The 23,732-nt window shown below is 46.8% G+C and carries 25 protein-coding genes; 18 read left to right on the forward strand and 7 right to left on the reverse strand.

The window, feature by feature from the left end:
* Positions 1–9 precede the first annotated feature (9 nt).
* The 15 genes from cpaB to BM124_RS10620 are packed head-to-tail and all read left to right on the forward strand — an operon-like array spanning position 10 to position 13,232.
* Positions 10–735 (forward strand): Flp pilus assembly protein CpaB, encoded by a 726-nt coding sequence (cpaB, locus tag BM124_RS10550; protein WP_093337417.1) that lies wholly within the window; start codon positions 10–12, stop codon positions 733–735.
* Between the two features lie 2 nt (positions 736–737).
* Positions 738–2,009, forward strand: a complete 1,272-nt coding sequence (locus BM124_RS10555) for a CpaE/TadZ family protein (protein WP_093337418.1) — start codon at positions 738–740, stop codon at positions 2,007–2,009.
* On the forward strand, positions 2,006–3,385 hold the full coding sequence (locus BM124_RS10560) for a TadA family conjugal transfer-associated ATPase (protein ID WP_093337420.1): 1,380 nt from the start codon (positions 2,006–2,008) through the stop codon (positions 3,383–3,385). Before BM124_RS10555 ends, BM124_RS10560 begins: the two co-directional genes overlap by 4 nt.
* Positions 3,382–4,293 carry a type II secretion system F family protein gene (locus BM124_RS10565; protein ID WP_093337421.1) on the forward strand — a complete coding sequence of 304 codons (912 nt, stop codon included), beginning with the start codon at positions 3,382–3,384 and terminating at the stop codon, positions 4,291–4,293. Before BM124_RS10560 ends, BM124_RS10565 begins: the two co-directional genes overlap by 4 nt.
* 10 nt (positions 4,294–4,303) lie before the next feature.
* Complete coding sequence (locus BM124_RS10570) at positions 4,304–5,197, forward strand: type II secretion system F family protein (protein WP_093337423.1); 894 nt, start codon at positions 4,304–4,306, stop codon at positions 5,195–5,197.
* 23 nt (positions 5,198–5,220) lie between these two features.
* Positions 5,221–7,065 (forward strand): hypothetical protein, encoded by a 1,845-nt coding sequence (locus tag BM124_RS10575; protein ID WP_093337424.1) that lies wholly within the window; start codon positions 5,221–5,223, stop codon positions 7,063–7,065.
* A 1-nt stretch (position 7,066) separates the two neighbouring features.
* Positions 7,067–7,771, forward strand: coding sequence for an SLAP domain-containing protein (locus BM124_RS10580; protein ID WP_093337426.1), 705 nt, complete (start codon positions 7,067–7,069; stop codon positions 7,769–7,771).
* On the forward strand, positions 7,768–7,941 hold the full coding sequence (locus tag BM124_RS10585; RefSeq protein WP_093337427.1) for a Flp family type IVb pilin: 174 nt from the start codon (positions 7,768–7,770) through the stop codon (positions 7,939–7,941). Before BM124_RS10580 ends, BM124_RS10585 begins: the two co-directional genes overlap by 4 nt.
* A gap of 32 nt (positions 7,942–7,973) precedes the next feature.
* Entirely contained in the window at positions 7,974–8,450 is a 477-nt protein-coding gene (locus BM124_RS10590; protein WP_170841098.1) for a prepilin peptidase, read from the forward strand.
* Positions 8,444–8,857 (forward strand): TadE family protein, encoded by a 414-nt coding sequence (locus BM124_RS10595; RefSeq protein WP_093337430.1) that lies wholly within the window; start codon positions 8,444–8,446, stop codon positions 8,855–8,857. Before BM124_RS10590 ends, BM124_RS10595 begins: the two co-directional genes overlap by 7 nt.
* Positions 8,858–8,872: 15 nt before the next feature.
* Entirely contained in the window at positions 8,873–9,286 is a 414-nt protein-coding gene (locus tag BM124_RS10600) for a TadE/TadG family type IV pilus assembly protein (protein WP_093337431.1), read from the forward strand.
* Positions 9,287–9,289: 3 nt separating this feature from the next.
* Positions 9,290–9,745 (forward strand): RDD family protein, encoded by a 456-nt coding sequence (locus tag BM124_RS10605; protein ID WP_093337433.1) that lies wholly within the window; start codon positions 9,290–9,292, stop codon positions 9,743–9,745.
* Positions 9,732–10,238: a hypothetical protein gene (locus BM124_RS10610; RefSeq protein ID WP_139217117.1), complete on the forward strand. Its 507-nt coding sequence runs from the start codon at positions 9,732–9,734 to the stop codon at positions 10,236–10,238. The genes BM124_RS10605 and BM124_RS10610 overlap by 14 nt, the downstream gene beginning before the upstream one ends.
* 21 nt (positions 10,239–10,259) lie before the next feature.
* Complete coding sequence (locus BM124_RS10615; protein ID WP_093337436.1) at positions 10,260–11,741, forward strand: hypothetical protein; 1,482 nt, start codon at positions 10,260–10,262, stop codon at positions 11,739–11,741.
* Between the two features lie 24 nt (positions 11,742–11,765).
* Positions 11,766–13,232, forward strand: coding sequence for a hypothetical protein (locus tag BM124_RS10620; protein WP_093337437.1), 1,467 nt, complete (start codon positions 11,766–11,768; stop codon positions 13,230–13,232).
* Positions 13,233–13,492: 260 nt separating this feature from the next.
* On the opposite strand, the gene BM124_RS10625 is transcribed toward BM124_RS10620, so the two are convergent.
* From BM124_RS10625 to BM124_RS10640, 4 genes are all read right to left on the reverse strand, one after another.
* Positions 13,493–14,098: an alpha/beta hydrolase gene (locus BM124_RS10625; protein ID WP_093337439.1), complete on the reverse strand. Its 606-nt coding sequence runs from the start codon at positions 14,096–14,098 to the stop codon at positions 13,493–13,495.
* Between the two features lie 13 nt (positions 14,099–14,111).
* Entirely contained in the window at positions 14,112–15,089 is a 978-nt protein-coding gene (locus tag BM124_RS10630; protein WP_093337441.1) for a ring-cleaving dioxygenase, read from the reverse strand.
* A gap of 3 nt (positions 15,090–15,092) precedes the next feature.
* Positions 15,093–15,557: a MarR family winged helix-turn-helix transcriptional regulator gene (locus BM124_RS10635; protein ID WP_093337442.1), complete on the reverse strand. Its 465-nt coding sequence runs from the start codon at positions 15,555–15,557 to the stop codon at positions 15,093–15,095.
* Positions 15,558–15,663: 106 nt separating this feature from the next.
* Positions 15,664–16,971, reverse strand: a complete 1,308-nt coding sequence (locus tag BM124_RS10640; RefSeq protein WP_093337444.1) for a globin-coupled sensor protein — start codon at positions 16,969–16,971, stop codon at positions 15,664–15,666.
* A 148-nt stretch (positions 16,972–17,119) separates the two neighbouring features.
* On the opposite strand from BM124_RS10640, the gene BM124_RS10645 reads away from it, so the two are divergent.
* Positions 17,120–18,007 (forward strand): DMT family transporter, encoded by an 888-nt coding sequence (locus BM124_RS10645; protein ID WP_093337445.1) that lies wholly within the window; start codon positions 17,120–17,122, stop codon positions 18,005–18,007.
* Positions 18,008–18,050: 43 nt separating this feature from the next.
* Here BM124_RS10645 and BM124_RS10650 read toward each other — a convergent pair whose 3' ends face one another.
* On the reverse strand, positions 18,051–18,920 hold the full coding sequence (locus tag BM124_RS10650; RefSeq protein WP_093337447.1) for an SDR family oxidoreductase: 870 nt from the start codon (positions 18,918–18,920) through the stop codon (positions 18,051–18,053).
* Between the two features lie 145 nt (positions 18,921–19,065).
* On the opposite strand from BM124_RS10650, the gene BM124_RS18965 reads away from it, so the two are divergent.
* A complete protein-coding gene (locus tag BM124_RS18965; protein ID WP_170841099.1) occupies positions 19,066–19,233 on the forward strand; it encodes a hypothetical protein in 168 nt (55 codons plus the stop codon).
* Between the two features lie 22 nt (positions 19,234–19,255).
* On the opposite strand, the gene BM124_RS10655 is transcribed toward BM124_RS18965, so the two are convergent.
* Both BM124_RS10655 and BM124_RS10660 read right to left on the reverse strand, forming a co-directional pair.
* Positions 19,256–20,413: an acyl-CoA dehydrogenase family protein gene (locus tag BM124_RS10655; RefSeq protein ID WP_093337448.1), complete on the reverse strand. Its 1,158-nt coding sequence runs from the start codon at positions 20,411–20,413 to the stop codon at positions 19,256–19,258.
* A gap of 97 nt (positions 20,414–20,510) precedes the next feature.
* A complete protein-coding gene (locus BM124_RS10660) occupies positions 20,511–21,284 on the reverse strand; it encodes a class I SAM-dependent methyltransferase (RefSeq protein WP_093337450.1) in 774 nt (257 codons plus the stop codon).
* 336 nt (positions 21,285–21,620) lie between these two features.
* Here BM124_RS10660 and BM124_RS10665 point away from each other — a divergent pair, with 336 nt between their 5' ends.
* Positions 21,621–23,702 (forward strand): methyl-accepting chemotaxis protein, encoded by a 2,082-nt coding sequence (locus BM124_RS10665; RefSeq protein WP_093337451.1) that lies wholly within the window; start codon positions 21,621–21,623, stop codon positions 23,700–23,702.
* The last annotated feature ends 30 nt before the right edge of the window (positions 23,703–23,732 follow it).

The following is a 23,732-nucleotide window of genomic DNA, read 5'->3' on the forward strand; positions in this document are numbered from 1 at the left end:
GGCGCTGACATGGCAGCGAAAATCAGTTTACGTTTCATTATCATTATAGTTGGTGCGCTTACCATAGCATTTCTTGTTTATCAATACCTACAAAGTTTAGAAGAAAAAAGTACTGTGTTTGTAGCTTCTTCCACCATTGAAGCCAATACGGAAATTAGCGGGGAGGATGTAGAATCCGTGGAAGTGGATGCTCAATCCGCAGAGACTCTCGCTGCTGACAGCATTCAATCTTCAGAAGAAATCATAGGCGGATTTGCTTTAAAAGATATAGAGTCCGGAGACGTTTTAACTCTGGATGAAGATACTATTGTCTTTCCAGAGGACAGGCAGCTGTATCTAACTGCTGCAGGAGAAATTGATGTATCTGCTTTTATACCTAAGAATAAACGGTTGGTTACTGTAGGCCTTGAACCGGATGCGGCTGTCAATAACGTTTTGGAAAAAGGAGATTGGGTGGATGTCATATTTACGAGAGAAGAGAATGACAATACATACTCTGAGATGATTTTGCAGCAGGTTGATGTTTTCCAGGTGGAAGAAGTGGAAGCCGGAGCAAGTGGAGGAGGAAAGGCTGGAATGGTCCAGCACGTATCATTGCTTCTTTCTCCGCAGGATGCCGTAACGTTAACCAATGCCAAGCAGCAGGGTCAAATTGATCTAGTGATGAATCCATGGAATGGAGAACAGGCAGAAATTTCTCCAGTAAGCCTTAGTCCACAAGAGGGGAGTGAGTGACCATGACAGCTGAATACAAGGCAGACACTCCGGTTTCAACGGGCATGACTGTTGTTACCTGCGGACTTGAGCCATCTTTTCTGCGAGCTCTTCATGAACATATTGAAAATTATTTGCCTTTTGTAAAGCTATCCTCGGCTTATGATTCTGTCGACAACCTTTCAGCTGCAGTTGATGATGTAGAAGCGGATGTCGCTCTCCTTTCTCTGGACCAGGTGACGAACGCAGCCAAGGACCAGGACGAACTTATCGAGGCAGGTTTTAAAAAGATTATTCTTGTTACAAAAGGACTTGATCCTTTTCATACCCGTGTCCCACTGAGGGAACCTTATGTAGAAATGATGTACGAACGAACTCCAATGCGGATTATAGCTGAGCGGATGGTAACTTTCGAATCAAGTGCTCCTTCAAGACTTTATACGAATGTTCATCCGGAAAATGAACAAACGGAAACAGGAAAAAATATTCTTTTTTATTCAGCAAAAGGCGGCGTGGGTAAGACGACTGTTTGTTTAAATACAGCAGTCCAGCTGTCGCAAAAGGGATATCGCATCCTCGTGATTGATTTTGCCACGTTCGGATCGGTCGGGCTTCAGCTGCAGCTTCCCCGCCAGGAACGCGGACTATCTGATATTATCGGCGCTTTGGAACAGCCGTCCATCGGCACAGAAGAACTGAATCAAGTTATCCAATCCGCTGTCACATCTGTGGAAGTACATGGTCATTCGATTGACGTGTTAACGGCGGGCTCCGCTATGAAGATGACGTCGCTGGATTTGAAAAAAACAGATGCAATCCTGGAAGGTATTCAGGACAGTCAATATGATTTTATTCTTATGGATACTTCATCTGATCTAACCGAGAAAAACATAGCTTTGATGAGTTCTTCGACAGACATTATGTTTTTAACGACAACGGATCTGGCAGCTAATTGGGCCCTTCTTGCCGCCCTGGATTTAGTGGATACACTGAACAAGCCGATGCAGAACCGCTATTTGATTCTGAATCATTATCAAGATGCCTTAGGTTTTCCGGTACCTGAGTTGGAATCGATATTATCGATGAACATTTCGGTAGTCATTCCAGATAAATACGAACAAATTCAAGGGTACGCGAACAGAGGAATCCTGATTGCTGAAAAGTCTAATTTGAAGTTGAATCGGCATTATCGTCAAGTGGCCCATCTCATCTCTCCCGTATTCACGGCAAAAGAACGAGGAGAACGCGGCGGAAAGAAACGTCAGAAACAGAAGAAGGGGGCAGCACAGACATGAGCATTGAGGAAGCTATCAAGCAGAAACAGCATCAGGAAGAGAGATATGATGCATCGGAGCAGTATAAAGAAGAGCGGATGCATGAGCTGAAACAGACAATACGGGAAAAGCTGATGAAAGAGAACAATCAAAATAACCGTCTTCTCCTTGAGCCCGAAAAGCTTTCTGCTTCTATCTGGTCGAATCTTGAAAAAGAAACCGACCATGCCTTCAGGGATCTGCTGCTCTCTAATTACGAAAAAAGGACAGTAGCGGAAGACATTCAGCAGCAGCTCGTCGGTTTCGGTGTGATTGATCCCTTAATTAAACGAAGTGACATTACCGAAATCATGGTAAACGGGACGGAAGAAATTTTCATCGAAAAACAGGGAGTGTTGGAACGAGCACTAGATGAAGATGGTCATGAGATTTCTTTCAACAGTGAGCAGGAAGTCATGAACATTATAGAAAAAATAGTCGCCCCTATTAACCGGAAAGTGGATGAAAGTGATCCGATTGTGGATGCGAGACTTCCTGACGGCTCGCGTGTCAACATTGTCATCCGCCCGATTTCATTGGACGGCCCGATCATCACGATACGGAAATTTCCCGAACGTCCCTTTACGATGGCTGAGCTGGTCTCTTTCGGAGCACTGGATAAAGAAACTTCTGCGTTTCTGGAACAGCTCGTCCGTGCTAAATATAACATTGTCATTTCCGGGGGGACGGGTTCAGGGAAAACGACGTTCCTCAACGCACTAAGTGCTTCGATACCCAACAGGGAAAGAATTATTACAGTAGAGGATTCCGCTGAACTGAAGCTGAATCAGATTGACAATCTTGTACGAATGGAAACGAGACCTCCGAATATCGAAGAAAAAGGGGAAGTTTCCATGAGAGAACTGGTGCGGACAGCGCTGCGTATGCGCCCCGATCGGATTGTAGTCGGGGAAGTCCGCGGTGGAGAAGCGTTGGACATGCTTCAGGCCATGAATACAGGTCATGATGGTTCATTGACAACCGGGCATGCGAATTCGGCCGATGACATGCTTTCCAGACTGGAAACAATGGTGCTGATGTCTGGTCTCGAACTTCCTATCCCGGCGATACGCAGACAAATAGCCTCTTCTGTAGAACTTATCGTTCAACTTGGACGTCTTCGTGATGGATCGAGAAAAGTGCTGCAAATCACCGAGGTAAAAAACCTGGAAAACAATGAAATCCAGACCAAAGATATTTTGAAGTGGGAAATGGACCCGAAACAGAGCACCAGGGAAAAGCTAGAAGGGTCCCTTCAACCCACAGGGGAAGAAATATCGCAGACGGAAAAGTGGGAAGGGGCCGGTTTCAGCAAGTATCGAATGAAAAACATTCCGATAGTGAGGGGAGCGCTATGAACACTCCGTTATTGCTACTGCTTGTATTTTTTTCAGCACTTGCCGTCCTCACAGCCTTTCTTGATCTTTTAACATTATTTGCAAAAAAACGTCTTCCCCATCAGAAAGGCATCGGTAAACGCTGGAAAGAAGCCGGCGTGTACAGGGAAACGGTGGAAAAAAGGAAGCAGAAAAAAAGGGACAAGAGGTTTAATCAAACAGATGTAATTGTCTTTATTTTAGGTGCTTCCGTCTTGTTCAGTGTCGGCCTTATGTTCTTCCGGTCGATATTTCTGGCCGTTCTCTTTATCTTTCCGGCTCTCTATTTTCCGAAATATCGAAGGGGGAGAATGGAGCGGAAAAAAACACAGCTGTTTCTTCAGCAGTTCAGGAGTGCCATGGGGTCTATCGCTACCTCTATCCGTGCAGGGACTTCCCTGCAGATTGCGTTAAAGAGGTGTGAGGACGATTTGAAAAAAGAACTTATCGCCCACAAATCAAAGCCGGTCTTGGACGAGATAAATGAAATCAATCATGACATTCAGTTCGGCATGTCTGTAGACGAAGCCCTTCGTCAATTTAAAGAAAAGATGAAGCTGGAAGATGTCACCCAATTTGTAGATTCTCTGCTGGCTGTTCGTTCCAAAGGAGGAAACATTAATCATGTTATTCACAATACGTCTGAACGCATTTCGGACAAAATTATGGTTCAGCAGGAAATACAGGTAGCGACGGCTCAGAAACGAATGGAAGCGAACATGCTCAGTATTTTTCCAGTCGTTTTCGTGTTACTCATTATGGTGGTGAGCCCGGATTATCTACGGCCGATGTATGAGTCGACAGTCGGAACATTCATGCTGTTTATCGGGGCCTTACTACTTCTGGCCAATTTCTTTATCGGCAAGAAAGTAACAAACATTGACTTATAGGTGATGAAAAATGAAATTGGTTATTTCTGTGCTTGTGTTCCTGGTGCTCATTCTTATCTTCTTTCCTGCAGCTTCCATCCGGGCTATGATTCTCCGAAAGAAGCTGATGAAAGAGTCACCTGAAGAAAAAGTCAGGCGGAAAGGTATTCTTGAACGTTTCAATCCGCTTGTACAAAGCCTGATGCTTGCTTTGAATATCCGGATCAGCCATCAAAAAAAAGAATTTCTCCAGTCGAGGCTGAACCGGGCAGGCTATCAGGAGAAGATGTCGGTTGATCATTTTATCACGTTTAAAGTGCTGTCTGCTGCAACGGCTGCTGTTTATTTCCTCTTTCTTGGGGGAGTTGGCGGAAATCCGACTATGTTCTTTCTGGCCGCTGGTTTTCTCCCATTGGGATATAAAATACCAGACGTTTGGCTCTCCGGGCGGATAAAAGCCAGACAGGAAAAAATAAGAAGGGAGCTGCCCTATGCACTGAATGCCATTTCCATTCTGGCAGACGCAGGAACCAATTTATTCCCTGCCATTCAGGAAGTTGCAGAGAAACAGAAGGGTGAGTTTTCAAAGGAACTGACGCTGGTCATTCGCGATGTCAATATGGGCGTTCCACAGGGCCGTGCCCTGGAAGAGGTGGGATATCGCTGTCAAGTCGATGAAGTGAGCCGGTTTGTTTCGTCTATCACACAGAATCTTGAAAGAGGAAGTGCCGGAATAACGGAAACACTGAGACTGCAGGCAGCAGAAGTGTGGGAACGCAGGAAAAAACATGCGCAGCAGTTGGGGGAGCAGGCCTCTATGAAATTATTTCTCCCCCTTGTGCTGCTGGCGTTTCCTGCCATGATGATTTTTATGATAGGTCCTGTTGTTCTAAGTCTGTTTGACTTTTTTCAAAATGGACAGTGAAGTAAAAGGGAGGGGGAAAAGACGTGAAACAGTTACGTACCGTACTGGCTTTATTTCTCGCTGTATTTCTGGCAGTCCAGCCGGCAGCTGGTTCTGCTTCACTCCTTCTGCTTTCGGCATCGGCGGAAGAGGATGAGGAGGACAGAGATCCTCCTGTGCCAAAAATTGATCAGTCCGATGAGTCTTACAACTCTGGAAATGGAGGAGGCCATGGGATGCCTGGTTCCGGATCCGGAGGGGGAGATGGAAACGGCGGCACCACCGGAGGATCGAATACCGACCCGGAAGGAACAGGTGGCGGTACTGATACAGATGGTAATGACTCCTCCGGGAGCTCCGGAGAGGACAGCACGAACAATGATGGAAGCAGTTCCGGTAACGGAAACGATGCTGGTGACAGGGATGAAGAATCCGGCACATCCGAAAAAGATAATTCCGGAGAAGACAACACGAACAATGATGGAGGCAGTTCCGGAGACAAAAACGATACTGGTAACAGCGATGAAGACTCCAGTGCATCTGGGGAAGATAGTTCCGGAGCAGAAGAAAATGGAACAGAGGGCAGTGATGAAAGTACTCGAAATCCCGGAGCATCAGAATCCCGCGGAGATACAGGTCAGTTTAAAAATATATTGAATGATGTCAAAAATGGTGACGAAGTACTCGGGAGTCTGAATAATCTTCGGGATGGAAAAGCGAAAGGGAAAAATATTACTTCTCTCGCTTTTGCTTTAGCTGGAACAAGAGATACGGATAGTGAGGCCTATTCGAGAACTGTCAGCACGTTACAAAATAGTCTAACAGCCAGGCAGTACCAGCAACTTGTGAATGAATTTGGTATACAACAAAACATGAAAGAGAAGAACTATTTAACGAGACAATTAGCTTTAATCGGGGATAATGGTCTAGCAAAAGAGTTTAGTGAAAAATTAAATGTTTATGAAATAGAAGCTCGTTCAGGAAGAATTCACGCAGGTCTCTTTAATGGACTCTTAGATAAACCGGTGAATATGGCCGGGAATGGTTTAAAAGCTTTAACAAAAGGAGCCTTAAATGAACTGGATGAGCATGTGGAAGCAGCCGGAATGATGGTCAATAATGTATCGGAGCGACTCCATAAGATGGCCGATGCCGGAGCGGCCAAGACTGAACAGTCATTGAAATATGCAGACGCAAAAAGGGAAGCAGCCAGAGGAAATAAATGGAATAATATGAAGGCTGTTGCAACGGAATGGACGAATAAAGGATTGACAGAGACGCTGACGGCAGCCAGCAAAGGGTTTTCCCGGATGAGTCAGTTTGGAGAGGCCGTTGAAAATTCCAATACTGGTAAAGCCGTTGGTGATATGCTGAAAAGCGGACGCCAGGCAGTAGGAAACGCATGGAACAGTACAGCCAATGTTATCAATAAAGCGATGGATTCCGAAGTTGGAAAAAAAGTACGAAATCTTGCATCTTCTCCAGTAGGGAAGATTGCTGGTGGAGCTTTGAGTGGATTATCGCTTTATGATGGATATAAAAAAGTCACATCTGGCGATGGATGGCAGGACACGGTTAGCGGGTATGCTGATATTGCCAGTGGCGGACTCGGTCTGGCTGCTGTAGCCGCAACAACTGTATTTACTGGCACAGCGGCGGCGGCAGCTGCGCCGCTGCTTGCAACGGGTGCCGCTGCTGCGGGCATTGTTTCACTTGGGGTCATGTACGGACCAAAACTTGTTAAGGGAGTCAGTGGACTCGCGAAAAACAGCTGGAATGCTGCAAAGAATGCGGTAGGAAACGCTGCTTCTGCCGCTAAAGATGCGGCTAAAAATGTAGGAGAAAGTATTGCCTCCGGCGTATCCAGTATATTCGGGGGTAGCAGCTAAGATGAAGATAGTATATTCTGTCCTGAGCTTTATGGTGATCGTCAGTATTGTAACGGGATGCAGCACCAATGCTGCATCCTCTTCCGAAAACGAAGATAAGGAGGTGATGAGTCAACAGAATCTGGATGAAAAATGGCTTCACCGCATGGAGCAAAGAGACATGACGGAAGCATTGGCATCGGCAGAGCAGACACTAAACGAGAGTACTTCTAAAGAGGAAAGCAGCCCTTCTATACGGGCGGAAGGACAGGCTCTTATTGAAAAGAGCGGCTGGAAGAATACGACATTGAAAATTACAGAAAAAGACGTTATAGAATTTGAGGAGCAGACGCTTGGTTACTTCGAACAAGATATGATGGAACGCTATCCTCCCGTTCAAAAAGACACCATCGATATGCTGGCAACGATGATGACAAGAGATGGAGCAGACTTAGTTGTAACGGGTGTGATCCGAAATGGTTATGAAAATAAGGAGTTTACACAGGAAAAACTGGAGAATGGCACGATAACATTGAGAAATGAAACGATGAACGCTCTGGCATCCTCTTCCTTTGAACCTTATTTATCAAAATCCGTTCTGCAGCCCGGAGAGGCACTGCCTTTCAGACACCGTTTTACAAACAAGATGATTCGAATTAAAGGTTTTGATTACGATGCCTACGGTTATTATCTGAACTATACTTTAAAAAAGGAGGAAAAAAAGTGAAAAATTTGCTTTTAAAGTTCTGGGAGGAAGAAGAAGGTCAGGCATTAAGTGAGTATGGTGTTATTCTTGGGCTTATTCTTGTTGCAGCCGTCGGGCTTATTTCAACTATGGGCGAACAGATTAGAAATATATTTGATAGTATCAGCAGCTCATTAAATATAGGTGGGTAAGAATACCCACCTTAAGAAAGGGGGATGCGGAATTGACAGTATTAATAGTAACAGCAGTACTACTACTCTATGCAGCTTACAAAGACATAAAACAAAATCGCATCCCCAACTATTTCATTGTAATAATCCTGCTATCAGGTATTCTCCACTTGTTGATAAACACTCCAGTTGAGTGGTGGCTGTATGTAGTCAGTATGACAGCTACACTTATAGTGTTCTTTCTGCTCTGGATCAGTGGATTTTTGGGTGCAGGAGATGCAAAGCTGGCAGCTGCTGCAGCCCTGACCCTTTCATTTCCCGATACATACTGGTTCTGGATATTCACCATTGGGGGAGGCGTGTTATTATCAGCCACCCAAATTCTTCGCTATGACGGGATCCGCGGTATTATAGATATTTTTTGGAGATGGGGAATGAGTATCATCTATAAAACCGACAAACGGGAAAAAGACGATACATTTCCCTTTGCTCCAATCATCTTTCTCGCCTGGGTGGTGGTCATATGGTAAATCAACTAAAGAAACTTATTCATAATGAGCGCGGACAGGCGGTGTCTGAATTTGCGGTCGTGATGCCGATCCTGATTATGTTTATTGTGGGAGGGCTTTTGCTTGGAATCATTACTTATAATCAAATCATTGTAGTTACAGCAGCGAATCAGGCAGCCCGGACAGGAGCAGCTGCTACAGCAGAAGAAGGAAGTACAACGTGGGAGGCTTCCACAGAGGCCCGGCAAACAGCAGATAACACTCTATCTTTTGCGGCCGGCGGAGACTGTGCAAGTGTAAATCCGACAGAAAGCGGGAGTGATTTTGTGGTGGAGGTGCGTTGTTATTACAATGTGCCGCTTCCGTTCCTCTCAAACGGCGGATCGTTCCAATTAAAACATAAATCAGAGTACCGCATTTTTGATTAAGGGGATTCTTTATTTATGAAACATATATTAAAAAGGGAAGAAGGTTTCGCGGTACCGTTTGTTGCTGTGATGCTCCCCGTATTTATCGCTTTATGCGGACTGCTTATAGACGGCGGACTAATGGCAGCTAATTATATGAAACTTACAGGAGCTGTAGATGCTGCAGCACATGCAGCTCTTGATTCTTATGACAAGACGGCTTGGGAAGAAGACGGTACAATTGACATACAGCCAGCCGGTGCCAGGAATCTCGCCGATGATTATCTACATGCAAATTATCCGGAAGCACGAATGGAAATATTTGAGTCTGATTCCACCTCTGTTTATGTCAAAGCCTCTGTTTCCTCTCCCCTTTTTTTTATGAAAGTTGCCGGAATCAATGAGGTCTCCATTGAAGCTTCTTCCGGAGCTTCGCTGGGGGGTGGATAAGAGATGGCAGTTAAACGATTCTACGCCTTGTTCACAGATATAGTAATCTGGTTTTTTATTTTGTTTTATCCACTAAAATGGTTGATGGATATGCTCATCTCTTCCAGTGTTATATCTTTACTCCTTGTTCATGGAATGATCCTGCTCCTGCTAGCGGTTTCCGCCTATCGGCGTGAAGGGCAGACATGGGGACAAAAACTGGCATCTATCGAGATAAAAACAGTAACGTACGAGGTTCCTTCTTTTCTCAGGCTTTTTATCCATTTTTTTATTGCATATCTTTTATACTTATACTCTTTTGGACTGCTTTATATAGTCAGTATGATAACCCAGTTGCTGAGAAAAGATGACCGTATGCTGCATGACTTAATTTCCGGTACAAAACTGGATGTATCCTACACGGAACAGGTAAATGATCTACAGATTGGGGAAGAGGCAGGTGAAAATGAGCAAATATAGTATAATACCAATAACGATGCTCCTTCTTTTGCTGGCCGCCTGTGGGAATAACGCTGTCGAGGAAGCGGAAGAAGTGAGAGGCCAGGCATTAAATGAAGAATTCTGGCAGACATATGATGATTTTATGGCGGTGCAGACCTTGAATGCCGGACAGATTGAACATTATTATCCGCAGGTGATGGAAGGTTTGAACAATCAAATAACAACACTAAATGAATTGGACATTCAGACAGAAGATGTGAAGAAAATAAGAAATAATTTTGTACAGGGTTTTGAAGCGATGCAGCGGGCATATGAACCATTAGAAGGGGAATATGAAGCCATGTACGATGATAATCTAAGTACGGACCTGGAAGAAAATTATTCTGCGGAAATAGAAAAAAGTAATGAACAGATGAGTAATGCTCTTGCATCGTTAATGGAGTATTATGATTTTGAAAAAGGCGAAGAAGAGGAGATTATGCAGGAACTGGAACCCTGGATGAAAGAATAATAATTGGAGGCTGATCAATCGATGAAGAAGGTCCATCTGACAAAAAAGCTGACCAAAGCGCAGAAAAAAGCCTACAAACCTAATGCTCTGCCTGAATTCCCCATCTATCGGACGTTTCCCATCGAGAAGGACGACAGGTATTTTTATCTCGTAGGTCAGATAAGGCTCGATGAGAACGACCATTTTATACAGTGGATGGTCCTGGATGATGAAGGAACGATGGTGGATAAAGAAATGGCAAGACCGATTCATGAAGCCTACACGACGTGGGAGTGGGCGAGAACATTATCGAACAGCTTAATTCCTTTGTTGGAAGAACGGGAACAGCTGCATCCGGATTCAGAAGCTCTGGAACAGTTGATTCGATGGAGCGCCGGGCAGTTGACCGAGCAGTTGAGAGAGAGGGGTCGTGAGGATGATACAGAAGAGATACTGAAGTATATAGCGCTGTTTCGAAATAAAACGATCCGCGAACATGACATTCTGGCATTTCTATATGAGTTAAAGAACATTATTCAGAGAACAGAATTGGAAGGATACTTATCCCAACGGAACGCTGCTCAAATTCAAAATTTGTGGAGAGAACTTCAAGGAGAATATCAGCCTTGGATTATACAACTATTTACCATCGATTCAATAACTGCTCAAAGGTTTGGCATGCAACTAGAAAAAGCAAAAGATTCACAGGAAAAAAAGTATGCCTACAATACGTTTTTGGAAAGGAATTATATTCGAACGACAGCTTCCTCTATTTCTCATCTTTTAGATTATTTTGATGGAGACTGGAACTACCTGCTGGGTTGGCATTTTGAAAAGACCCGTATCGATCCTGACAACCCGAAACCTCCTATTTCTTTTAAAGGGAAATATAAACCGTATCCCGTTTTGAAAAAAATCTACCAGGCAATGATTTATGCCATTATACCTTTGGAAGCTTTATTGTTTTTAGTAACGTGGAACATCGGTGTTTTAATTACCATCGGAGTACAACTGTTAGTCTTCATTCCTATTCTTCGACAGTACTGGATGTGGGCGACCCTGCATCTAATTTTTCAGTGGAAAGAGATCCTGAAGGATAAAAGCATGGTGATTGCGAGTTTCGAAGTCGACAACACGGGATCCGCATCGGCGTTTAAGACTGGGGCAATCCTGGCTGCCGTTATTGGAAGCATTATGTACGCTTTTTCCAGGGAATGGCCGCTGCTGCTTGGCTTCTTGATTGTCGCAGCCCTGTTGTATGGCTATGGTGAACTCTCTGCACGCACGTCGTTGTCCCGGACTAAAGTGGAATTTCATGAAGCATGGATCAAAATCGGACCTAATGAAGTATGGAATCCTCAGATAAGAGGGCTGTCCTGGGAAGAGGAGCGGACCTTAAAAATTGACCAGGGTAAAGACAAAGCAGCGTTTGAAATCCAATTCAAACCGGAGGATATCGAGGAAGCTGCTGAAACGCTGGAAAAATGGTGCGAGAAGAACGGCCGTTCTGTGAACAGTGCTTAATCGTTCATAAAGGAAAGGATATTCATGAAACCGGTCTATAAGACAAAAAAGCTGACCAAAGCGCAGAAAAAGGCTTACAAACCTTATGCTCTGCCGGAATTCCCCATCTATCGGACGTTTCCCATCGAGAAGGACGGCAGGTATTTTTATCTTGTAGGTCAGATAAAGATCGATGAAGAAGACCATTTTATGCAGTGGATGGTCCTGGATGACGAAGGAACAATGGTGGACAAAGAAACAGCAAGACCGATTCATGAATCTTACATGGCGTGGGAGTGGGCGAGAACATTATCGGACAGCCTCATTCCGTTGTTGGAAGAACGGGAACAGCTGCATCCGGATTCAGAAGCCCTGGAACAGTTAATTCGATGGAGCGCCGAGCAGTTGAAACAAAGGCTTCATGAGGACGATACGGAAGAGATACTGGAGTATATAACGCTGTTTCGAAATAAGACGATGCGCGAACATGACATTCTGAGGTTTCTTTATGAGTTAAGAAACGTTGTCCGGAGAACAGAATCGGAAGGATATTTGTCCGAACCCAACGCTGCTCAAATTCGAAAGCTGTGGAAAGAACTGCAGGAAGCATACCAGCCTTGGATAATACAACTATTTACTATCGATTCCATAACCTTTCAAAGATTTAGTATACAATTAGAAAAAGCAAAAGATTCCCAGGAAAGAAAGTATGCATACAATACGTTTTTGGAAAGGAATTATATTCGAACGACAGCTTCCTCTATTTCTCATCTTTTAGATTATTTTGATGGAGACTGGAACTACCTGCTGAATTGGCATTTTGAAAAGACCCGTATCGATCCTGATAACCCGAAACCTCCTATTTCTTTTAAAGGGAAATATAAACCGTATCCCGTCTTGAAAAAGATCTATCAGGCGATGATTTATGCCATCATTCCTCTGGAAGCCTTATTGTTTTTAGGAACGTGGAACATCGGTATTTTAATTACAATCGGTGTACAATTGGTAGTCTTCATTCCTATTCTTCAACAGTACTGGATGTGGGCGACCCTGCATCTGATTTTCCAGTGGAAAGAAATCCTTAAAGATAAAAGCATGGTGATTGCGCGTTTTGAAGTCAAAGATATGGGAAGTACGACGGATTCTAAGACGTTCGCGGTTCTGGCTGTGATCACGGGAGGTATCATGCACATTTTTTTAAGAAATTGGATGGTCCTGTCCATATTTTTGATCGTTGCCGGTCTGTTGTATGGGTACGGAGTTTTAGCTGATCGTACCTCGTTATCCTGGACCAAGGTGGAATTTCACGAATCGTGGATCAAAGTAGGCCCCCTTGAGGTATGGAGTCATTTGGTGAGAGGGGTGTCCTGGACAGATGAGCAGACCTTGGAAATCGATATGCGAAAGGATAATGGTCCATTAAAGGTGCAGTTTAAACCGGAAGACAAGGAAGCTGCTGTCGAAGCACTGGAAAAATGGTGCGAGAAAAATGGCCGTTCAATGGCAGGATGAAACCTTGCATGATACGACTGCCATGCATGCCATGCGGCCGGAAAGACCGTAAACGACTGTACAAACGTAACCATAAACTGTTCATGAGACAGTTTATAACACCTGAAGCCCCCTAAAACGTAACGAAGAACCTTTCATAACGACGTTTACAGGGCATGAAAGTAGTCTAAACGTAATCATGGGGGCTGCACTGCACCTTTCTGTTTTCTACTGGATAATAAAAGAGCTGCGTCCCTGTCACGCAGCTCCTTCGTCATTCTTTATTTCAAATGTTGTTCGTAATAAGCGGCGGCGCCTTGGACTTCGTCGATGGTAAGCTGGTGGCCGTTGTGTTCCCACTGAATGTGGACGTGGGCACCTGCCTGTTCGAGCAGGCGTGAGAGTTCTTCGGTTTCTTCGGCCGGACAGATAGGGTCGTTGGCCCCTGCGCCGATGAAGACGTGCTGCTCGTTCAGGGAAGGAAGCTCCACTCCTTTGCGCGGTACCATCGGGTGGTGGAGAAGCGCGCCCTTCAGCGCCCCTGCATAATGGAACATGAGGCTGGCGGCGATGTTGGCGCCGTTTGAGTACCCGACGGCGATGACATTGCTTCGGTCAAAGCCGTACTGCTCCGCACTTTCGTCGATGAAATCATACAGTTCTTTGGTGCGGTGGATCAGATCCTCTTCGTCAAAAACACCTTCGGCAAGCCGGCGGAAAAAGCGGGGCATGCCGTTTTCAGAGACATTGCCGCGCACGCTGAGTACCGATGCGTCTTCGTCAATCAATTTGGCGACTTCAAGCAGATCTTCTTCCGTGCCCCCGGTGCCGTGCAGAAGCAGCAGAACGGGGGCATCTGGTTTTCCTTCCCGAAAAATATGCTTCATGACAGAATCCTCCTTATACGCCCGGTTTATAATCGAGCGGGTTTAATTTGGCTTCGATTTCCTCGCGCTGTGGTTCGAGATACGGTGGCAGCGCGAGGGATTCGCCGAGGTGCTCCAGGTCCTCGTCGCCGTCAAAACCGGGACCGTCGGTGGCGATCTCAAACAGGATGCCGTTTGGCTCGCGGAAATAGAGGGAGCGGAAGTAATATCGTTCCACGAAGCCGGAGTTCGGCAGGCCAACGCTGCTGATATGCTCAATCCATTGATTCAGTTCATCCATGTCGGCGGCGCGGAAGGCGACGTGGTGGACCCCGCCGCGGCCCTGCCGTTCAAATGGAAGATCCGGCCGTTCTTCCACGTGAATTTCGGCACCGCTGCCGCCCTCTCCGGTTTCATAAACGACAATGTCCGGGTTATCGGATTCCGGAGAAGGATAGCTGCTCTTGCGGCAAAAGCCCATTACTTCAGTCAGAACATGGGACGTAGGCTCGGCTTTGCGGACGGTCAATTTAATCGGCCCGAGTCCGGTGATGCCGTGCTCCTGCGGGATCGGCGCGCGTTCCCACGGAGTTCCGCCGGGTACACCGTCGTTGTGTTCATCCGATACGAAGATGAGACGCTGTCCTTCAAAATCATGAAAGGCCATCGTATTCCGCCCGCCGCGTTCCTTGATTTCTTCATGAGACACGCCTTTTTCATCCAGACGCTGTTTCCAGAACTGCAGGGCTTCATCGTTTGGAACGCGCAGGGAAGTAGCGGAAATACTGCTCGCCCCTGGTTTGTTCGGTGCGGCCATCGGAATCTCGAAAAACGTTAATTCTGTGCCCGGGTTGCCGCGCTCATCCCCGTAGAATAAATGATAAACGGACGTATCATCCTGATTGACGGTTTTTTTCACGAGACGCATGCCGAGAATATTTGTGTAAAAATCAAGATTACCTTTGGCGTCGGCGGTAATAGCCGACAGATGGTGGATGCCTTTGAGAGTCATTTGTTATCCCTCCATATGTTCATTGTACTGCTGCAGCTTGCGTAGAAGATCAAGCAGCTGTTTTTGTTCTTCTTTGTTCAATCCCTGAAACTGGGAGGCCTGAAACTGTTCCTGGCGCGTGACAATGAGGTTGAACAGTTCCCATCCCGAACCTGTTAATGTCAGTACTTTTTTTCTCCATTCCTGGTCCCGGTGAACCCAGCCGAGTTCTTCCATCCGCCCGAGAACCTGCGTCATATTGCCTTTTGTAACGAAAAGTTTTTCCGCGAGCTCATTCTGGGTTAATGGCTCATGCGTGCCGATTTGGACGAGCACGTCGAACTGTGTTATCGTTACACCCCATTCTTTCAGATGGGCGTTGGAGCGGCGGAGACTTTGGTTATAAAACCGGGACAGCCGGAACCACAGCAGAAGACCCAGTCGTTCTTCATGCCGTGAAGGCAGAGAAGATGTTTCTTTATCGGTCATCATCATTCCCTCCTTCTGAGTATCTGATTCCCTTATCAGTTTATATCTAAACTGATAAAAAAACAAATCATATGCCTGGACGCGGGGCATATGATGGAAATAATCTTTACACGTTGGTGAAATGCTGCGTCGATTCTTTCAAATGACTGGAGGCCGAAGCAGCTTCACTCGATGCGTTGTCAATATCTTTCACGGAAGCTGTTAATTTCTCAAGCTCTTTTTCTATATTATCGTTTTGATCTTTTGTCTGATGCATGGCGTGCTGAATCTCATTAAAATGCTCGTCTGTCGTGGAGAGGCTGTCCACTCCTCTGTCCACAAGTTCAACGATACTGTCCACCGCACTTGTTACTTTTGCACTTTGTTCTTTCGTATTTTCAATTAATTCCGCGATTCGTGAGGTCGATGACTTGGTCTGGGATGAAAGTTTACGTATTTCACCGGCCACAACAGAGAATCCTTTTCCGTGTTCGCCGGCGCGGGTGGCTTCAATGGAAGCGTTCAGGGCAAGGAGATTCGTCTGTTCGGATACTTTATCAACGAGTTCAATCACTTCATTCATCTGCGCGGAAATGCCGTTTAATTTTTCCACATGTCCGGAAATGTTGGTGACACTGCTGCTCACATTATTCATATCGGCATGAAGCGACTGCAGCTGTTCTTTCCCGGTGTCAGAACGCTGCTGGGACTCAACGGCCAGTCTTCTTCCTTCCTTTGCCATTCCCATCGCATCTGAAGCCTGTTCGTTCAGCTTTTTGACGGCATCGCTGGTACGTCCGGACAGGCCGGCCAGTTCGTCGGCTGTCGAACGTACATGCCGGGAGAGCTCCCGTTCTGTTTCGGCGTGTTTTTCGCTCATCCGCCAAAATTCTTTTTCATATTCATCGAGCACAATCTGCTGTTCCATGCTGACGAGCTTACTTACGGCCTTGACAGCCTCGAACATATCCGTGCGGTTTTCGATTTGTTGTTCAAACGCATCGAGGAGAGAAACATATAATTTCTCAAAAGCTCCCATATACCACTTCGTCTGCAGCCCGACCTGCACGTGCGCATAAGCGATCCGGCGGCGTTTGTCCAGAAAATCATCATCGATGCGTCCGGAGAACATTTCTTTGATATGCTGGTTGAATGTTCTCTTAAGCCGTTCGACACTGCTGTGTTCCTTTATAATGGAAAGAAGACCTGGCTGGGCGGTCACTGCATCATAGAATTCATCCGTGATTTCTGAGATGTGATCGTTCACGATGGGCTCCAGTGATTCAATGATGCGAAGGTCCTTTTCAGTCAGTGAGATTAAGTCCGCCTGTTTCTGCAGATCTTCATGACCGCTGAGGTTCAGCTGGTAGTCCTGAATGTCCGGTGCAGCAGCCGCGGCCTGTTCTTTTTTTGAAAATGGCAGTCCGAATTTCATCGTTATATCCGTCCCCTTATGTAAACATTTAACACAAACCTGTTACTACTTATTTCGGCATAAAGTAGGAATAGTTTACCCGCAGACTTATAATGACGAAAAAAAACAAGTACAATGAAGGAGGTTATCAGGAAAGGCTGTTTTGTTTATGAAAGCATATTTTTTATTATTTCTTACAGCTGTCATTTTCTCCGGCAATATTATTGCAGGCAAAGCCATGAACGACCTGCCGCCATTTACGATTGCTTTTTTCCGGGTGCTTATTGCGTTTGTTGTCATTCTGCCGCTGGGGTGGAAGGAAGTGAAAGAGTACAGCGGGACGTTTCTCTCAGAATGGAAAGCAGTATTGTTTCTGGCATTGACCGGGGTGACGTTTTTCAATTCTTTTATCTATGCTTCCCTTCAGTTCACCAGTTCCACCAATGTGGCGATTATGGAAGCATCCATACCCGTGTTCACCATTCTTTGCAGTATGATCTTTTTGCGCGAGAGGCTGGACGGGAAACAGTGGATCGGTGCGGGGCTGTCTCTGGCCGGGGCTTTCTGGGTGATTACGGAAGGGTCATGGGAGATCATCCGCGGTCTCGGGTTTAATACGGGAGATGTGATCATGCTGGCGGCGGTGGCAGCGTGGACGATCTATTCCATTCTCGTTAAAATCCATATGATGAAGTTTCCGGTGTACGGCAGTCTTGTTGTGATGCTCGCGATTGCCAATATCGTGCTGCTTCCGATTGCTTTTTTGGAATGGAGTGCCGGCGGGTTCCCGGATATCTTTCAGGCGGGGCGCATTGCAGGGCTCTTATATCTCGGTATCTTTCCTTCTCTCATCGCTCTTGTCTTGTGGAATAAAGGGGTGGAGGAAGTCGGTCCGTCCCGGGCTTCTGTGTTTTTAAACCTGCTGCCGGTATTCGTTATGGCAGGAGCATTCTTTTTGCTCGGCGAGACTGTGACGCTTGTTCAGTTTCTCGGTGCGCTTGTAGTAATCAGCGGCGTCGTTTTAACGACAAATAACCCTCCCGGCAAAAAAGGGTAAAACGGGATGTGCTGCGGCACACCCCGTCTGTCTGTTTTTATGATCAAGAGGAAACAAACTCCCCGCCGTTAATATGAACAGCCTGCCCGGTCATATAGGAGGATTCTTCGGAGGCAAGAAAAACATAAATGCCCGCGTGCTCCGACGGCTGTCCCGGACGTCCCATCGGGCTGTTCGTCCCGAACTGCGCGACCTGCTCGGCCGGGAAGGTCGATGGAATGAGAGGCGTCCAGACCGGTCCGGGAGCGACCATATTAATGCGGATACCCAAATTGGACAGCGGCTGGGCAAGACTCCTTGTGAAAGAAACAATGGCGCCTTTGGCGGCGGAGTAATCAATCAGCTGCGGATGCCCGCGGTAGGCGTTAATGGATGTTGTATTAATAATGGAACTGCCTTCTTTCAGAAACGGAATAGCTGCTTTTGTAACATGAAAATAGGAGAAAAAGTTGGTTTGAAACGTTTCCTCCAGCTGTTCGGTCGATATCTCGGATATATCCTGGCGTACATACTGCACGGCAGCATTGTTTACGACGATATCAAGCCCCCCGAGCGTGTCGACTGTCTGCTGAATGATGTCTTTGCAGAATGCTTCGTCTTTGATATCTCCTGCAATCAAGAGACACTGTACACCTTCTGCTTCAACGAGCTGTTTCGTTTCTTTGGCATCGCTGTGTTCATTGTAATAGACGATGGACACGTTAGCGCCTTCCTTCGCATAGACCATAGCCACCGCCCGTCCGATACCACTGTCGCCTCCTGTGATAAGAGCGGTTCTGCCGGAGAGTTTCCCGACTCCGACGTATTCTTTCGGCTGGACCGGGAGAGGGTTCATCTGTGATTCAATGCCGGGCTGGGACGGCTGAGTCTGCGCCGGCTGCCCGTTTGTCTGCTGGTAACGTGGATTTGTCATGGCTGCGCCTCCTTGTGTGCTGAAAATCCGTGTTATCGTTATCTTTCCACAAATACGGCTGAACAAATCCATTATTTTTCTGTAAAATGAAAGAAGGAAGAGGAAATATACGTTAAAATCGGCGCAGCTTCGGGAGGGACAGAAAATGTATACGTTTGCCGCCGTGGCAGCTGTGATATTTGTGTGCGGATTTTTGATCGCGCGTGTTGTGAATGTTTTCTGGAACGCATCGTCCATTGCAAGAGACATTGTTGTCACTTTTTTTCAGGGACTGGCTCTGGCCGGGGTGATTATGATCTGGAAGCTTTTATAAAAAAGAGGAAACCCGCTTGAAATCAGGTTTCCTCTTTATTAATGAGTTCGGAGGCGAGCTGCATAATGGTCATGTCATCCATCGGAGGGTTGTGAAGGCCGGCGCGGACATCGCGGTAGTACCGCTGCAGTGGATTCTGCTGAGACAGACTCCGGGCGCCGGCAATCCGCATGGCGGTGTCGACAATGTTCACTGCTTGATTCACGACGCTGTATTTCACGGCGCCAAGTTCCGGTTTCATCTGCTGCCGCTCGGCGTAAGAGGATTCATCCCATGTGGAAGCTACACTGTAGAGAAAGTGCCTGTTCTGTTTAGAGAGCAGTTCCATTTCTCCGATTTTCTGGCGCACGTTCGGCAGGTCCGAAATCGTACCATCGATACTGTTCGGCGAATATTCTTTGGCAAAGGACACGGCGTAGTCTTTCGCTGCTTCGGCAATGCCCGAGTAGCATGCCGGAATATGCAGGAGCCAGCCGGCCGCCGGTTTATCTCCGGGCGTCAAGTAGGTGACAAGATGATTATCAGGTACCTGCACCCGGTCAAGCACGAGGTCGTGACTGCCGGTGCCGCGCATGGCAATGGAGTCCCACGTCTCCTCAATGGACAGGCTGGAGCTGTTTCCTGGAATCAGAAAGTTTGCGACGCTTTCGTCCTTTTCGAGGGTGGCGCTGACAACAAAGTAATCGAGCACCGGTGCCATCGTCGCAAAGGTTTTCCGGCCGCTTATCTTCCACTGCCCGTTTTCGTGGACTGCGGTGGTTTCCGGCTTTCCGCCTCTGGTTGGACTGCCGGTGGCCGGTTCGGTTGCGGTATTGTTCAGGAGCGCACCGTCTTCAAGCACTTCCCGGCAGAAGGAAGCATACACGTCTTCCGGCCAGCTCTTTTGTTCGCCAAGGTTCTGGACGATTCCCATGTGCCAGCCGATGGAGAGCGCTGTCGATCCGTCCGCTTTTCCGATGATTTCCTGCGCTTTTACCAGTTCCAGGAGGGAAATTTCTTTTCCTCCGTACCGACCGGGAACGGTTAGAGCCGTATATCCGATATTTTTCAGGGTTTCTATATTTTCCACGGGGAAAGAGGCCTCTTCGTCATGCCTGGCCGCTCTTTCCCTGAAAGGCTGGACGTGCCGCTTAAGTACATTCAGCCGTTCGTTCATAGTCTGCTGTTCCAACATTTCCATCCCGTCATTCCTCCTTCGATGGATTACATCTTCATTCTAAAGCAAAGCAGAAGAACACGTCACTCGGCAGAAGCCGCATGTAACGCCCGATTTCCATTTAACCCTTTGCGTCCCCCTGCGTGTCCCAATTCTGAAGGATGTGATAAAACCGTTCCCGGCTCACCATATGTTCTCCGTTTGCCGCATCATGGACAATGTAAACCGGTCCCTCTGTTCCATGTTGGATCGATACGGTTAATACCGAAGGCGCGCTTCCCTCCTCTTTGCGGCAGACTGCCACACCAATGGGATAGTGACGCTCCGCACGTTTCGGCTCAATCGTCACCCCGCGCTGATAATAAAAGGACGTGGCAGGGTAATCACGAAACAGCTCCTTGAATTCCTCTTCCGTGACCTGATGGTAATGAAAAATCGAATTGGCCGGCCTGCCGCGTCCCTGGCCGAAAGGTGTCGATAATATCAACGTTCCCCCGGGGCGCAGCAGCTTCAAGAGGTTTTGAAAAAAAGCCTGGTCATCCGGCACGTGTTCCATCGTTTCAAAGGAGAGAATGGTATCAAACGTGCCGAGTTTATCTGTAATGTCCGGGTCCAGCGCATCTGCCTCCTTGAACGTGAGAAGCGGATGATGATAGTGACGCCTGGCGTACCGGATGGTTTCCGGATCAACATCTACACCGATAACTTCCGTAATGCTGTGTTTCTGTTTTTTGGCCGTCATCTGCGCGCCGTAGCCGCTTCCGGCTGCTATATCAAGGACACGCCCATATACGTAGGGAAGAGCAAACATATACCGTGCCAAGTGTTCCAGCAGCATCCCGTTTTCCGGATTCATTTCTTTTGGAATTATACGTTCTCCTGTATCTTCAAGCATCTTTTTCACCGCTTTACATAACTTTACTTTTTCTATTGTATCAAAGAAACAAAAGAAATGATGGTGTCACCCGGATGGAGAAATGATTTTTTGACATATGAAAAAAGCAGGGATTATAGATCTATAAATTCAGTCTTAGATAAAGATGTATTGTTTCTATAAGTATTCCAATTTATAAAAAAAGTTAAAAATATTTTAAACTGCATAAATAGCGGAGTGAAGCGTTGTCATTTTCTACAGCCGTAGGATAAGACTATTTGCTTATTTTTTGTTTTTAGATAGAATGAGATTTGCGTTAATTAAGACTTATGTATTAATGAAAAGTGGGGGATTGAAGTGAAGGGGAACATGACGCTGCGCAAGAAGATGCTTGCTATTTTCATTCCGTTGGTGTTGATATCAGGAGCAGCTGTTTCAGCCGTATCCTATTTCACCGCCAAAGATGACCTTGAAAATGCGCTGGAGGAGAATATGACCGCCAGTACGGCGGAACTGGCACAGACGACAGAAAAAGGGTTTGTCGCTCATCAACGAATCGGCGATAGTTTATCATCCCTTTTGAGCAGTCAGGGGACATCGCTTGAAAAAGAAGAAATAGCGGACATTCTTGAGAATATGATCTGGAACAACGAGCAGACACTGGGGGCCGGCGTTTGGTTTGAGCCTTATGCCTACAATGAAAATACTGAGTATTTCGGTCCGTATGTGTATAAAGAAGACGGAGAAGCGGTGTATACCGAAATGTACGAAGAACCCGACTATGATTATCCAAGCTACGAATGGTATAAAGCAGGGATGAACTCCGATGGAGAAGCGGTTTGGACGGCGCCGTATAAGGACGGCGAAACCGGTATTACGATGCTCACGACGTCGGTGCCGTTTCAGAATGAGTCCGGGGAAACAATAGGTGTCGTAACATCGGACATCGATTTGAGCACCCTGCAGGATCACATCGGTTCCGCCGGCATGAATGGTTCCGGCTTTGCTTTTTTAACCGATGAAAACGGTCAGTACATTGCACACCCGAATCGGGACAAAGTGATGTCGGCCGGTGTCAGCGATGAAGAAGAATTCGGGGAAGCGTATTCCACCGAAGTGGAAGAGATACAAAGACTCGAATACAATGGCGAAGAACACCTTGTCTATCAGCAGACCCTCCCGACGACGGGGTGGACATTATCGCTTGCGGTGCCGGAAATGGAACTGTACGCGCCGCTGAACCAGCTTTTGACCCAGTTAATCATTTACACAGTGGTGGTGGCATTGCTGGGATCGATTGTAATCTTCCTGTTTTCAGGACGTTTGACCCGGCATTTGAACACATTGAAAGACAAGATGGGACGAGTGAGTGAAGGAGATCTTACCGTCAACACATCCATTGACTCCAACGACGAAATCGGAGTGCTTGGCCGGGAGTTCAACAAAATGATCGGTGACATGAACGATTTGCTCACCTCCATGCGGAATACGGTATTCACCCTGCGCGAGTCATCGGAGCAGATGAGTGCCACCTCCGAAGAAACAACGGCTTCCAGCCAGGACATTAACAAAGCGGTTCAGGATGTCGCCGCGACCGCTACAACGATGTCCGAGCAGACGGAAGAAACCAATCAGGCTTCCGGAGAACTCGCATCTTCCATCGAAAAGATTACGAACCGGGTGGAATCGGTCAGGGAACTGAGCGAAAAGCAGGAAGCAGACCACAAGGACGGTCTCAAGCAGATGGAAACCTTGCAGAACGCTTCGGAATCTGCCGCTGAACAGACGGATAAAGCCGGTTCAACCGTGCAGGAGCTGTCTGAACATGTCCAGAGTATTGAATCCGTGGTGCGAAGCATCGAAGAAATTTCTGAACAGACCAACCTGCTTGCTTTAAATGCAAGCATTGAGGCAGCCAGAGCCGGCGAACACGGCAAAGGATTTGCGGTAGTCGCCGGAGAGGTCCGGAAATTGTCGGAACAGACAACGGACATGACAGGACGGATCAAAGAACGGATAGCATCGGTTAAACAGGAATCGCAGGAAGCTGTGACGTCGATGGAAGACGTCCAAAGCTCCAATCATTATCAGCGGGAAGCTGTTTCCCAGACAAGAGAGATATTTGAACGGTTGACGGGTGTGGCAAGAGAAATGGCAGAGGCCATGAACGCTATCTCCGGCGATGCAGGAAACATGAACGAGAAAAAAGATAATATCACGGAAAGACTCGACAACATCAATGCAAGCATTCAGCAGACAGCGTCGGCGAGTGAAGAAATCAGCGCATCGACCGATGAACAGGTGCAGGCACTCCAGGGAGTGGCAGAAACGGCGGAACAGCTGCAGGAAATGAGCGAAGAAGCCGACAGGAAAGTACGGGCTTTCCACATCCAGGATCAGCCAAAAGAACAGGAAGAGAGCAGAGAAGACAATGATTAATGGAAATTTCGCGGGGTGGCAGCAGCATGA

Origin of the sequence: Salibacterium halotolerans, from assembly GCF_900115625.1 — a bacterium.
GTDB lineage: Bacteria > Bacillota > Bacilli > Bacillales > Marinococcaceae > Salibacterium > Salibacterium halotolerans.